The sequence below is a fragment of the Micromonospora sp. NPDC005161 genome, assembly GCF_053599855.1.
Genome location: NZ_JBSFYQ010000006.1, coordinates 214,578 through 228,130, shown reverse-complemented (window position 1 = coordinate 228,130; position 13,553 = coordinate 214,578). Strand labels below are relative to the sequence as shown.

The window sequence follows — 13,553 nt, the reverse complement described above, 5'->3', positions numbered from 1 at the left end:
GTGGTCGGGCCCCGGCCCGCACGGTCAGTATGGCCGCCTGCGCGAGGGAAGCGTCATGTCCGTACCGTGTCCCTTCCTCGTCGGCCACTCTCGCCTGATCAGCCCGTAGACCCACGAGTCCGAGACCTCGCCGTTCACGACGCAGTCTTCGCGCAACGTCCCTTCACGCACGAACCCGAGCTTCTCCAGCACGCGGGCAGATGCCACGTTGCGTGTATCGGTCTCCGCCTGCACGCGGTTCAGGTCTAGCGTCTGAAGGTGGTCCAGCCGTCCCGCGTCTCCTTCGAGAGGAGTGTCGTGTAGATCCTCTCCCTTGGACGGCCGCGGCTTCGCTGCCCGCCGGCCGTGTACGCCCAATCCACTCGCGCCGGACGGGCATCGTCAAGGTGTCGAGGCCACTCCACCCTCGTCGTGGTCGTGGTCACCGAGGGCCGGTGCGCCCCAGCCGTCGGGAACGGACAGGCCGGCGAGCCGTCGGGCCAGGATGGCGGCGCCGATCTGCGCGGCCTGCGGACCGAAGGCGGAGCGCAGCACCGGGGGCGGGGTCCGCCAGGCGAGGGCCGCACGCAGGGCGTCGCGTACCGGGTCGAAGAACAGCGCGCCCGCGTCCGCCAGCCCGCCGCCGAGAACGATGCGGGCCGGGTCGAGGGTCAGGGTGAGGGTGGCCAGGGCGATCCCCAGCGCCTGGGTCGCGTCGTTCCAGACGGCGGCGGCGACCGGGTCGGTGCCCACCGCGTCGGCGATGGCTCGGCTGTCGGCGTCCGGGGTTCCGCCGAGTCGGGCGTAGCGGCGGGCCAGCCCGCCGGCGGAGGCGTAGACCTCCAGGCATCCCCGCTGCCCGCAACTGCACGGCTCGCCGCCGGGGTGGACCGGCATGTGGCCGACCTCGCCGGCCGAGCCGGTCGCGCCCGGCACCGGCTCGCCGTGCACCACCACCGCCGCGGCGATGCCGGTGCCCAGCGGCAGCAGCAGGAAGTTGTCCAGCCCACGGGCCGCCCCGGCCGCCGCCTCGGCGACGCCGGCCGCCCGCGCGTCGTGCCCGACCGCCACCGGGAGTCTGAGGTCGTCCCCGACGAGGGCGCGCAGCGGCACGTTCCGGAACCGGAGGTTGGCGGCGTACCGCACCACCCCGTTCCTCTCGTCGACGAGGCCCGGCGTGACCACGCCGATCGCGGCGGGTGTGGTGCCGAGATCGAGCGCGTCGTCGCGCAGTTGCAGGCACAGGGACCGGACGGCCTTGACCGGGTCGTCGTCCGCTTGCGACGGCACGGTCAGCAGGTGCCGGAGCCGGCCGTCCTCGCCGACCACGGCCCCCTTGATGGTCGTTCCGCCGACGTCGACGGCGAGGACGCACTGGCCTTCGGGCTGGGTCACGCGATCACCCGGTCACCACGGCGAGGTCCGCGGTGAAGTCGCGGTCCAGGGGAAACACCGGTCGCACCACGTTCTGGTACGGCAGTCGTGCGAGGTCCTGGTCTACGCCGCCCGGCGTCAGGGCGAGGAGCCAGTCTCCGGCCGCGTCGAACAGTTCGGGTTCGAGATAACCGATCTTCACCACGACGAGGTCCATCTCGTCGACCTTGATGCCCAGCCGTGCGTAGGAGTCCAGGAGGCGGTACTGCATCCGGCGGGAGGTGACGAGGACGCTGAGCCCGCCGACGCGTACGCTGACGCACCGCCCGCCGTCGGGATCGTCGGCGACCGCCTCCAGGGTGCCGTCGAGCGAGAGCGGCCCTGGGTCCCGGGAGTCGATCCGCCCGCCGACGGTCACCCGGACCGGGGAGCCGAGCGGCTGGTCGGCGATCTGTGCCACGGCCTGCGGGTCGACCAGCGAGGCGAACACGGCACGACGGGAGTCGTCGCGGATCTCGGGACGGGCCAGCATCCGTTCGGGGGCGAAGGTGACGTCGTCGGCGCCGCCGGCGCCCGGGTTGTCGCCGGAGTCGCTGATGAAGAACGGTCGCCGGGCCGGATCGGCGACCGCGGCCAGGGCGGTGTCGAGGCACTCGTCCATCGAGCCGGTGGGGGCGACGAAGGCGAACTCGTCGCGGGCCGCCCAGAAGTGCCCGCCGAGTTCGCGGGCCGCCTCGGTGGTGGCGGCGGCGTTGGTGCCGGTGACGACGACCGCGCCGCGGCAGCGCGGCTGGTCGGCCCAGGCGAACCCGATCCAGATCGCCGCGTCGACGACGCCGTCCCGGGCCTCGACCTCACCGATCCGCGCGTAGAGCCCCCGGGCCGGCTCCTCGCGGGTGCTGGTCATCTCGCCCGGCAGCAGGATCGGCACGTGGACCAGCGCCTTGTGCGGGCGCTGCTGCCGGCGCAGCGCCTCGACCAGGTTCCGGGCGGCGCGCTCACGGGTCTCCCACACGTCGACGTGCGGGGCGGTGCGGTAGCAGGTGAGCAGGTCGCAGGCGTCGAAGAGCACCCGCGAGACGTTGCCGTGCAGGTCCATCGCGGCGGAGACGAACGGCTCCGGCCCGATCACCGACCGGATGGCGGTGACGAGTTCGCCCTCCGCGTCGTCGCTTCCGACGACGGTCATCGCGCCGTGGATGTCCAGTAGCATGCCGTCCAGGGGGCCGGCGGCGGCCAGCTTCTCCACCAGCTCGGTGGCCCAGACCTCGTACGTCGCCGGGTCCACCGCTCCGCCGGGCAGGGCCCGGGCGTGCACGAGCGGGATCCACTCGACGTCGGCGGCCCAGGGCTGGGCGGGGGAGAGCCAGTCGTATCGCGCCAGCAGCGCGTCGCCCCGGGTGACCTCGAAGTCGTCGGCGGTGCTCAGGTGCGGCGAGAAGGTGCTGGACTCGATGTGGATGCCGCCGATGGCGACGCGGAGGGGACGGGACACGGGTGTTGCTCCTCAGGAGGGTCGTACGTCGGTCGTCGTGCGCAGCAGGTGCCCGAGGCCGACCAGGGCCGCATCCGGGCCCGCGACGCTGGCTTGGATGGTCAGGGACTGGGTCACGGACGGAAGGCAGCGCTCGTAGAGCATCCCCCGGGTCGCGGCCACGTAGACGTCGAGGCTGGACAGTGCGCCGCCGATGACGACGGCGTCGGGGTTGAGGAAGTTGACCAGGCCGGAGAGGGCGACGCCGAGCAGCCGGCCGGCGTGGCGCACCATGGTCACCACGGTCGGGTCGGCGTCGCTGACGGCTGCCATGATCTCCCGGATCGTGGTCGCCGACGAGCCCTGCTCGGCCAACTGGCGGGCCAGGGCGGCGCCGCTGGCCACGGTCTCCAGGCAGCCCCGGCTGCCGCAGGAGCACTCCCGCTCGCCGCTGTCCGCCACGCGGACGTGGGTGACGTCGCCGCTAAGGCCGCGCCCGCCGCGATAGATCTGACCGCCGCTGACCAGGCAGGCGCCGATACCGGTGCCGGCCTTGACGTAGATCATGTCGCCGAACTCGTCTCGCCGGGTGACGTACTCGCCGATCGCCGCCGCCTTCGCGTCGTTGTCGACGACCACCGGCACCGGGAAGCGCTCGGCGAGGCGCGCCCTCGCGTCGACACCGCTCCAGCCGGGCATCCGGGCCGGGCCGATCAGCCGCCCGCCGGGGAATTCGACCGGACCCGGCAGGGCCACGCCGACCCCGAGCAACTCCTGGCCGGGCGCGGTCGCGGCCTGGAGTCGGTCGACCGTCGCCCCGACGACCTCGAACACCTCCGCCGGCCCGGCGGCGATGTCGATCGCCACCTCCTCAGTGGTACGCAGCCCTCCGTCGGGCGCGCACAACCCCACCCGGGCGTGCCGGCCGCCCAGCTCCGCGACGGCGAGGATCCCCTTGGTCTCCCGCAGGCGCAGGATCCGGGGGCGTCGTCCCCCGGTGGACCGGCCCACCCCCTCCTCGAGGATGACGCCCTCCTCCAGCAGCCGGCGTACCACGCTCGTGACCGTCGAGGGGGCGACCTGCAACGCCTCGATGAGGTCGGCGCGCGAGGTGACCGTACCGCTGGCCAGCAGGCTCAGGGTCTGGTCTCGCAGCGTGGCGGAGATCGATGGTTCCAAGGGGTGCCTCTCCTTGTTCGGGCGTTCCGCCGGCACCGCCTCAGTGTCGCAGTGCCCGGGAGGGTGCGCTCCGGAGCCCACGCGAAGAGTATCGGTCCATGCTTCGCCGACTTCGACCGTACCCTAGCCGAAGTAGGCGAATAAATGGGGTAAGTTTCGTTGACTCACGACTTCGACCCGGATACATTCTCCGCGTCGAACGTCGAGGAGCAGCACCAGGCGGCCGAACGCGTGGCATCGCCGGTAGCGCCCGGAGACGCGGGGCAGTGCACATCAATCGAGGAGATTCATGAGGAGCAGATTTCCCCGGCGAGCCCTCCGCGGCGCGATGGCGGTAGCCAGCGCGGTCGCCCTCGGGGCGGGTCTGGTCGCCTGCGGCGCTGGCAGCGGTTCATCGAAGGAGGGCGGGAGTCGGGGCAAGGACACCGTGACCGTCGCCTTCCGTACCCCCAACTGGATCCTGCCGATCTCGGCACCCGGCTTCACCCAGGGCGAGAACGCGATCTTCGGCCAGGCGCTGTACCGGTCCCTCTACCAGTACAAGCTGGACGGCTCGGCGCAGTACAACATCGACCCGCAGCGCTCGATGGCCGAGGCGCCGGTGGTGAGTGACGGCGGCAGGACGCTGACCATCACGCTGAAGGACAACACCTGGTCCGACGGCAAGCCCGTCACCACCAGGGACATCCAGTTCTGGTACGACCTGGTCAGCGCGAACAAGGACAAGTGGGCGTCCTACCGGGCCGGCGGCCTCCCGGACAACATCGCGCAGTGGTCGGTCAAGGACGACAAGACCTTCTCGATCACCACCACCAAGGTCTTCAACACCGCGTGGTTCGTCGACAACCAGCTCAACAAGATCACCCCGATGCCGCAGCACGCCTGGGACAAGGACTCCGCCACCGCGGCGGTGAGCGACCTGGCCAGCACGCCGGCGGGCGCGAAGAAGGTCTTCGACTTCCTCACCGCGGCCGCCAAGGACCCCAAGACCTACGACTCCAACGAGCTGTGGAAGGTCACCAGCGGCCCCTGGAAGCTGACGAAGTACGTGCCGAGCGGCGAGGTCACCCTCGCGGCCCAGCCGAACTACTCCGGTGTGGACAAGCCGAAGCTCGCCAAGGTCGTCCTTCGTCCGTTCACCGGCGACGACGCCGAGTTCAACGTGCTGCGCGCCGGTGACATCGACTACGGATACGTGCCCGCGGCCAACCTCTCCCAGGAGGGCTACCTCAAGTCCAAGGGCTACACGGTCTCTCCGTGGTACGGCTGGTCCGTCACCTACCTCCAGCTGAACTTCAACAACCCGAAGACCGGGGTGCTGTTCAAGCAGCCGTACCTGCGGCAGTCGCTGCAGATGCTCATCGACCAGCCGACGATCAGCAAGGTGGTCTGGTCCGGCACGGCCGCGCCGACCTGCGGCCCGGTGCCGGCCAAGCCGGGCACCAACGGCACCGACGCCGCCGGCTGCGCGTACTCCTTCGATCCGGCCAAGGCGAAGGAACTGCTGGAGAGCCACGGCTGGAAGGTGACCCCGGACGGGCAGACCACCTGCCAGACGCCGGGCACCGGGCCAAACCAGTGCGGCGACGGCATCGCCGCCGGCACGGCGCTGAACCTCACCGTGACCAGCCAGACCGGTTTCGCGGCCACGACCAAGATGTTCGCCGAGATCAAGTCGCAGATGTCAAAGCTGGGCATCCAGCTGACCATCAAGGAGGTGCCCGACTCGGTCGCGGTCACCCCGGCCTGCAAGCCGGCGGACGCCACCTGCTCGTGGGACATGTCCTTCTTCGGCTCGCAGGGCAGCTGGTACTACCCGGCCTTCGCCAGCGGCGAACGGCTCTTCGCCACCGGCGCCCCGGTGAACCTGGGCAGCTACAGCAACCCGGAGGCCGACAAGCTCATCGAAGCCACGCAGTTCTCCGGCGACGAGAGCACGCTCAAGGCGTACAACGACTTCCTCGCCAAGGACCTGCCGGTGCTCTGGATGCCGAACCCGGTGTTCCAGGTCTCGGCCTACCGGTCCGGTCTGCAGGGGGTCGAGCCGCAGGACCCGATGAACTTCATGTACTTCCAGGACTGGTCCTGGAAGTGACCGACCACTGATCGACCCGGCCCCGGCGGCGCCCACCGCGCCGCCGGGCCCCGACCAGGGAGGAGGCACGGCCCAGGTGGTCCGGTACCTCATCACGCGCTTGGGTCAGGCCCTCGTCGTCGTCGTGCTCGTCACGGTGATCGCGTTCCTCATCCTGCACCTGCTGCCCGGCGGCGCGGCACGCGCCACCCTCGGCAAGGAGGCGACGCTGGAGCAGTTGGCGGCGTTCAACCACGACATGGGCTACGACCGGCCCTGGATCCAGCAATACGGCATGTACGTGCACCGTCTGCTGCGGGGCGATCTGGGCTACTCGTACCAGCTCAACCAGTCGGTCGTCGAGGCGATCACCCAGCGGCTGCCGAAGACCATGGTGCTGTCGCTGTTGTCGACCGTGCTCGCCATCGTCCTGGCGATCCCGCTCGGGGTGATCCAGGCCGTACGCCGCAACCGCTGGCCCGACTACGCCATCACCTCGCTGTCGCTGCTGGCGTACGCCACGCCCATCTTCTTCATGGGCCTCATGATGATCATCCTTTTCTCGCAGATCTGGCCGATCCTGCCGCCCGAGGCCCCGCAGGGGTTCACCGTGGCGGAGGTGCTCGCCGATCCGGCCGGGCTGGTCCTGCCCACGATCACCCTCGCCATCGTCACCATCGCGGTCTACTCGCGGTACGTCCGCTCCGCCATGGTCGACAACCTCAACGAGAACTACGTCCGCACGGCCCGCAGCAAGGGCCTCTCCGAGCGGCGGGTGGTGCTGCGGCACACGCTGCGCAACGGGCTGTTCCCGGTCATCGCGCTGCTCGGGATGTACCTGCCCGCGCTGTTCAGCGGGGCGCTGGTCGTCGAGTCGCTGTTCAACTTCCCCGGCATGGGACAGCTGTTCTGGCAGGCGGCGCTCAAGCGTGACTTCCCGATCCTGCTCGGGGTCACCGTCATCATCTCGATCGCGACGGTGGTCGGCGCGCTCGTCGCCGACCTGCTCTACGCCGCCGTCGATCCCCGGGTCCGACTCCAGCGGAGCGCGTCATGACCACACCCTCCGAGGCGGTCGGCCCAGGTGCCGCCCCCGACCAGCCGGCCGACGCCGAGGCGCCGGTGCGCGGCCTCTGGCGGCAGGGTCTGGCCGTCTTCTGCGAGAACCGGCTCGCCCTGGTGGGCCTGGGCCTGTTCGTCCTGCTGGCCGGGATCTGCTTCCTCGGTCCGGTCTTCTACCACACCGACCAGGTGCACACGGATCTCACCGCCGTCCACCTGGGCCCCGGTGAGCAGGGGCATCCGCTCGGCACCGACGGGGTCGGCTACGACCAGTTGGGGCGGCTCATGCTCGGCGGGCAGACCTCGATCATCGTCGGGCTCGCCGCCGGGATCCTCGCCACCGCCGTGGGCACGATCTGGGGCGCCGTCGCCGGGTTCGCGGGCGGCTGGGTGGACTCGGCGATGATGCGGGTCGTCGACGCGATGATGTCGATCCCGTCGCTGTTCCTCTTCATGCTGCTCGCCGCCATCGTCACACCGAGCGTGTCCATGCTCATCGTCATCATCGGCGCCTTCGCCTGGCTGGGACCGGCCCGGCTGGTCCGGGGTGATGCACTGACCCTGCGCTCCCGCGAGTACGTCCAGGCCATGCGGGGGATGGGCGGCACCGGCGGCCGGGCCGTGCGGCGGCACATCGTGCCGAACGCCATCGGGACCGTGATCGTCAACGCGACCTTCCAGGTCGCCGACGCGATCCTCTACGTCGCGTACCTGTCCTTCCTCGGCCTCGGCGTCCCCCCGCCGGCGGCGAACTGGGGCGGGATGCTCTCCGACGGCCTGGCGGACACCTACAGCGGCCACTGGTGGCTGCTGTACCCGCCCGGCATCGCCATCATCCTCATCGTCCTCGCCTTCAACTTCATCGGCGACGGTCTGAGGGACGCCTTCGAGGTCCGCCTCCGGCGACGCTGAGCAGGAGCAGAAAATGAGCGAATCGACCGTCCGACACGTCCCGGCGGCCGGCGGGCCGGCAGTGGTCCAGCCCCTGCTGGAACTGCGCGATCTCGACACCGACATCGCGCTGCGCCGCGGTACGGTGCACGCCCTGGACGGGGTCAGTCTCCAGGTCATGCCGGGGGAGACCCTCGGCGTCGTGGGGGAGTCGGGCAGCGGCAAGACCATGACCGCGCTGTCGATCATGGGCTTGCTGCCGCCCGGCGGCCAGGTGTCCGGGGGACAGATCCTCTTCGAGGGCCGGGATCTGCGATCGCTGTCCGCCGACGAGGTACGCCGGATCCGTGGGGTCCGGATGGGCATGGTCTTCCAGGACCCGCTCACCTCGCTCAACCCGACCATGCGGATCGGCGTCCAGGTCGGCGAACCGCTGCGGGTGCACGAGCGGGTCGGCCGGGCGGAGGCCCGGGAGCGGACCATCGAGATCCTGCGCCGGGTCGGGATGCCGCGCCCGGAGCGGATTGTCGACAACTACCCGCACGAGCTGTCCGGCGGGATGCGGCAACGGGTCGCCATCGCGATGGCACTGATCTGCTCCCCCCGCCTGCTCATCGCCGACGAGCCGACCACGGCGCTCGACGTCACCACCCAACGGCAGATCCTCGAACTCATCGACGACCTGCGGGAAGAGTTCGGGATGGCCGTCATCCTGGTGACCCACGACCTCGGGGTGATCGCCGGCCGCGCCGACCGGGTCGCCGTCATGTACGCCGGACGGGTCGTCGAGACCGCCGCGACCGGAGAGCTGTTCCGCTCGCCTCGGCACCGATACACGGAGGCGCTGATGGAGGCGCTTCCCGAGTCGGCGATCCGGGAGTCCGGTGAACACGCCCGGCTCTACAGCATCCAGGGCCTGCCGCCGGACCTGTCCCGGCCCCTGACCGGCTGCCGCTTCGCGCCACGCTGCCGGCACGTCACCAACGAGTGCCGGACCAGCGAGGTGACCCTGTCGGCCGGCGCGCACCAGCACACCTGTCTGCACCCCGTGCCGGCGGGGCCCGCCGCGCCGGTGAGCCTGCCCGCCCCGGCACGGGTCGAGCCGGTGCCGGAGCCGGCGGACGCGGCGGCCGCGTCCGGTGAGCTGGCGGCCGAGCCCATCCTGTCGGTGCGGGACCTGGTCAAGAACTACGCGGCGCACGGCCGTGGGCTGCTGCGCCGGACCGCCGGACAGGTGAGCGCCGTAGCGGGTGTGTCGTTCGACGTCGGCCCGGGCGAGACGTTCGGGCTGGTCGGCGAGTCCGGCTGCGGCAAGTCCACCGTGGGCCGGCTCGCCGTCGGGCTGGAGCAGGCGACCGCCGGGCAGATCATGCTGGACGGCACAGACATCGCCGGCCTGGCCGGACGGGAGCGCCGCCGGATGCACCGGCAGGTCCAACTGATGTTCCAGGACAGCTACGCCGCGATGAACCCGCGGATGCGCGTCGACGCCATCCTCGCCGAACCCCTCGAGATCCAGAAGGTGGGCGGCCCGGCGGCGCGGCGGGCGCGGATCGCGACGCTGCTCGACCAGGTCGGGCTGTCGCGGCGCGTCCTGGAGCGCTATCCGCACGAGTTCTCCGGCGGTCAGCTGCAGCGCATCGGGCTGGCCCGCTCGCTGGCCCTGCAACCCCGGCTGATCGTCGGCGACGAGCCGGTGAGCGCGCTGGACGTGTCCATCCAGGCGCAGGTCCTCAACCTCATGCGGGACCTGCAGCGCGAGCTCGGCCTGGCGTACGTCTTCATCAGCCACGACCTGTCCGTCGTCGACTACATGGCCGACCGGATCGGCGTCATGTACCTCGGCAAGCTCGTCGAGGTCGGGCCCGCGCGGGACGTGGTCCGAGCCGCCCGGCATCCGTACACGCAGGCGCTCATCGACGCCGTCCCCTCCGTCACGCCGAACGCCGAGACCGCGCGCGAAGGGGTGACCATCCGGGGCGAGCTGCCCAGCGCGCTCAACCCGCCCACCGGGTGCCGGTTCCGGACCCGTTGCCCCCTGGCCCAGGACGTCTGCGAGACCGAGCCGCCGCTGGCCGGCGACACGCACCAGGTGGCGTGCCACTTCCCGCTGCGTCCGGAGTCGACCGCGGCGTCCGCTCGGGCCGGGGCGGCCACATGACCACGGTCGAGATCTGCGTGAGCGACGTGCCGACGGCGCTGGTGGCCGAGGCGGCCGGAGCCGACCGCCTGGAGCTGTGCGCCGACCTCGGCCAGGGCGGCACCACCCCGAGCCTGGGGACGGTCCGGGTCGCGCTGCGGACTTTGCGCCGGGTGGGCGTACGGGTCATGGTCCGTCCCCGTGGCGGTGACTTCCGGGTGAACGAGATCGAGGAGCAGGTCATGCTCGCCGACATCGAGGCCATCCGCGGCCTGCCCAATCCGCACGGTCTCGCGGTCGGGGTGGTGGTCGGCGCCCTCACCGCCGCGGGCGGCCTCGACCTGGCCGTGCTGCGGCGCCTGATCGAGGCTGCGGGACCGCTGCCGGTGACGGTGCACAAGGCCTTCGACGAGGTCGGCGACCAGCTGAGGGCGATCGAGGAACTCATCGACCTCGGGGCCGACGCGGTGCTCACCTCGGGCGGGGCGCCGAGCGCGCTGGCCGGTGCCCCACGGATCGCCGCGCTGCGGCATCGGGCCGGCGACCGGTTGCGGGTCATCGCCGGCGGCGGCATCCGGTCGCACAACGTCCGGCAGGTGCTCGCGGAGACCGGCGCGCGGGAGGTGCACCTGCGGGCACCGGTGCGGCGCGACGGGCGCGAGGCCACGGACGGCGACGAGGTACGCCGGGTCCTCGACGCCACACGGGCTGCCGTGCCCTCCTGAGCGCAAAGCGGCGTCAGCGTCGACGCGGCGCTCGCCGCCCACGAGACACCCGCCTACCAGGAGGCGCTGCGGGCGCTCGGCGACGGCGCCGACCCCGACCTGCGCATCATCGAAGCGACGCCCTGACGCCGGCCGACGGGCACACCCGGGCGGCCGGGACGGACGGCACGGGGAACGGCGACGGACCCGAACCGCCCGCACCACTAGGCGCGCCAGCACCGCGAGCGCGCGGGCTGACGACGGCACCGGACCGGTCGCGCCGGCGGGTCAACCCCCGGCGCGACCGGCCGTCCGGTCAGGACAGTCGCAGCCGAGGCTCGAGGATCACCTCGAAGAGCCGGTCCCACGGCAGCTCGACACGCGCCGACTCGAAGCGAGCCAGGGTCGCCGTGAACGTCTTTGCGCCTCGCTGGCCCAGCACGATGCGGTGCCCGGCGAAGTGGTCGGCGAAGTACCGCTCGGTCAGCGGCACCAGCCGTTCGCTCACCCAGCCGTCGAAGTAGGTCTTCTGCTCGGGGGTGAGCGCGAGTGGGTCCCAGCCCTGCGCCCGTGCGTGCGCGTACGCCTCGACCTGCACGATGTTCTTCCACGGGTCGTCCTTGACGAGCCGGTAGAGCAGGTACTCGGCGTGCGCCTGGCCGGGCCCGCGCAGGTCGGGCACGCCGAATCCGCTGCCGGAGGAGCGAAGGTACGCCCACCGGGCGGTGCCGTGGCCGAGCGCCAGGCCGAGTGCGTTGCCGCCGGTGTTCCACCCCGAGTACGACAGCAGCGCCGCGAGATCCAGGCCGCTCTCCATCCGCGCGACCAGTTCGTGGTCCGCCTTGTTCACGATGAGCGGGTCCACCACGATGACCGGGGTGCCGGCCGCCAGCAGCTTGCCGATCCGCGCGACGAAGGCGTCCAGGTCAGCGGCCCGCTGCCCGGGTGCCGACGAGGGGGTGTTCACGGCGAGCACGATGTCCGTGTCGCCGCTGACGACCCGTCCCCCCACGGCGGCCACGTGCCGGCGGATGTTCTCCGCGAACGGGATGCCCTCCAGTTGAGCGGTCCAGTCCTCGCCGGAGACGCCGGCGTACTCCACGCGGTAGGTGGGCGCCGTGCCGGCCGCGATCACCCGCGCGATCAGCAACGCGTCGACCTCGTCGGCGCCGGGGAAGATCTCCACCCGGTCGTCGACGCCGAGTTGAGCGACAAGCGCCTCCAGTTCCACCCGCTCGGCTCGGGCCAGACCGACCGGCGCGGTGTCGTCCTCGGAGAGCACGAGGTGGCTGATGGTGCCGTCGGCGACCCACTCGACCATCAGCCGGTTGACCTGGTGGTTGCGGGCCCGAGCGGCGAGATAGTCCTCGACGACCTGGTCGGGGATCCGCGCCCGGACGGCGTCGAGCTGGGCCCGCAGCTCCTCCTGCCCGAGGTTCACCACCTGGTCGTAGAGCTTCGCCCAGCTGACCAGCAGGTCGCGGTACTGGTCCAGCTCGGTGCCCGTGCTGGTGATGGCGAGGCGCTGGATGGTGTCGTGCACCTCGATCACCGCCCCCGGCCGGGTCGAGCGCAGGTTTCGGATCGCGGCCAGGTTCTCCAGGGCGGCCGCCAGGGTTGGGGCGGCGGTGCGGGAGGCGATCAGGCCGCCGTAGGCGAGCATGCTGACCGAGATCACGTACCCGTCGACGCCGTTGGTGGTGCCGAGCCAGCGGGCGATGGCGGCCCCGTCGCCGGGGGTGAAGAAGCGGCCCAGCAGTTCCCGTGGCGGCAGCTGCACCTGAGCGCCGGCGCTCGCCGCGGTCATCTGCGGGGCGTAGGTGTTGACCGGCCGGTCGTCCAGCGGGACCAGTGCCACGGTCAGCCGCCGGTTGGCGGGCCCGGCGAATGCGGGTCGGCCGATGGCCACGGTGGTCAGCCCGGCCACGCCGGTGGCCAGCAGGGTACGTCTTCTCATGCTCACTCCTTCTTCCTCGGGGCGCTCGCCGCGCGGGGGACGGCCGGCACGAGCCGGCGGGTGATCCACAGCGGTGAGGTGACGGCGTTGCCCATCACCACCGCGTGCGCACCCGCCTCGAAGGCCCGGCGGATCTGTTCCGTGGTGCGGTACCGCCCTTCGGCGATCACCGGCACGGACAGCAGTGCGACGAGTCGCTCCACGAGCCCGAGGTCGGGCCCGTCAGTCGGTGGGCTGGCCGGGGTGTAGCCGGACAGCGTGGTGGCGACGGCGTCCGCGCCGGCCTCGACGGCGGCGACGCCCTCAGCCGTGGTGGAGACGTCGGCCAGGACCAGTGCGTCGGTCCGTTCGCGGATCACCCGGACCGTGTCGGCGAAGGGGCGTCCGTCCGGTCGGGGGCGGTCGGTGGCGTCGATCGCGACGATGTCCGCCCCGGCCAGCGCCACCTCGAGCGCGTGGGCCGCGGTCGGGGTGATGAAGACGTCCTCGGTGCCGTGCTTGTACAACCCGATCACCGGAACGTCGACGGCGGCGCGTACCGCTCTGACGTCGTCCGGTCCGTTGACCCGGACCGCCACCGCGCCGCCGCGTACCACCGCGGCCGCCACCCGGGCCTGGACGTACGGGTCCCGCATCGGGTCGTCAGGATCGTCGGGCAGCGGTTGGCAGGACACCACCAGCCCGCCGGCCAGGTCGTCAAGCACGCTCACCCGCTGGTC

11 protein-coding genes are annotated in these 13,553 nt (G+C 71.8%); 5 read left to right on the top strand and 6 right to left on the bottom strand.

The genetic code is table 11. The features are described from left to right. Positions 1-24: 24 nt before the first annotated feature. From ACWD5O_RS08795 to ACWD5O_RS08780, 4 genes are read right to left on the bottom strand one after another with little or no spacing between them, the layout of a single operon-like run. Positions 25-357, bottom strand: a complete 333-nt coding sequence (locus tag ACWD5O_RS08795; protein WP_450084908.1) for a GNAT family N-acetyltransferase — start codon at positions 355-357, stop codon at positions 25-27. A gap of 24 nt (positions 358-381) precedes the next feature. Continuing rightward, positions 382-1,374, bottom strand: coding sequence for an ROK family protein (locus tag ACWD5O_RS08790; protein WP_450084909.1), 993 nt, complete (start codon positions 1,372-1,374; stop codon positions 382-384). A gap of 4 nt (positions 1,375-1,378) precedes the next feature. After that, the gene (locus ACWD5O_RS08785; protein ID WP_450084910.1) at positions 1,379-2,848 is read right to left on the bottom strand and encodes a M81 family metallopeptidase; all 1,470 of its coding nucleotides are present in this window, start codon (positions 2,846-2,848) and stop codon (positions 1,379-1,381) included. 12 nt (positions 2,849-2,860) lie between these two features. After that, positions 2,861-4,006: an ROK family transcriptional regulator gene (locus ACWD5O_RS08780; protein ID WP_450084911.1), complete on the bottom strand. Its 1,146-nt coding sequence runs from the start codon at positions 4,004-4,006 to the stop codon at positions 2,861-2,863. A gap of 289 nt (positions 4,007-4,295) precedes the next feature. On the opposite strand from ACWD5O_RS08780, the gene ACWD5O_RS08775 reads away from it, so the two are divergent. The 5 genes from ACWD5O_RS08775 to ACWD5O_RS08755 all read left to right on the top strand — a co-directional run bounded on the left by ACWD5O_RS08775 (position 4,296) and on the right by ACWD5O_RS08755 (position 10,898). Next, positions 4,296-6,101: a peptide ABC transporter substrate-binding protein gene (locus ACWD5O_RS08775; protein WP_450084912.1), complete on the top strand. Its 1,806-nt coding sequence runs from the start codon at positions 4,296-4,298 to the stop codon at positions 6,099-6,101. A gap of 76 nt (positions 6,102-6,177) precedes the next feature. Further along, entirely contained in the window at positions 6,178-7,137 is a 960-nt protein-coding gene (locus ACWD5O_RS08770) for an ABC transporter permease (RefSeq protein WP_450084913.1), read from the top strand. Continuing rightward, positions 7,134-8,054 (top strand): ABC transporter permease, encoded by a 921-nt coding sequence (locus tag ACWD5O_RS08765; protein WP_450084914.1) that lies wholly within the window; start codon positions 7,134-7,136, stop codon positions 8,052-8,054. Before ACWD5O_RS08770 ends, ACWD5O_RS08765 begins: the two co-directional genes overlap by 4 nt. Positions 8,055-8,067: 13 nt before the next feature. Then, positions 8,068-10,194, top strand: coding sequence for an ABC transporter ATP-binding protein (locus ACWD5O_RS08760; protein WP_450084915.1), 2,127 nt, complete (start codon positions 8,068-8,070; stop codon positions 10,192-10,194). Next, entirely contained in the window at positions 10,191-10,898 is a 708-nt protein-coding gene (locus ACWD5O_RS08755; protein WP_450084916.1) for a copper homeostasis protein CutC, read from the top strand. Before ACWD5O_RS08760 ends, ACWD5O_RS08755 begins: the two co-directional genes overlap by 4 nt. Positions 10,899-11,193: 295 nt before the next feature. Here ACWD5O_RS08755 and ACWD5O_RS08750 read toward each other — a convergent pair whose 3' ends face one another. Then, a complete protein-coding gene (locus tag ACWD5O_RS08750) occupies positions 11,194-12,834 on the bottom strand; it encodes a DUF4127 family protein (protein WP_450084917.1) in 1,641 nt (546 codons plus the stop codon). A gap of 2 nt (positions 12,835-12,836) precedes the next feature. Further along, positions 12,837-13,544: an N-acetylmannosamine-6-phosphate 2-epimerase gene (locus ACWD5O_RS08745; protein WP_354966851.1), complete on the bottom strand. Its 708-nt coding sequence runs from the start codon at positions 13,542-13,544 to the stop codon at positions 12,837-12,839. Between the last annotated feature and the right edge of the window lie 9 nt (positions 13,545-13,553).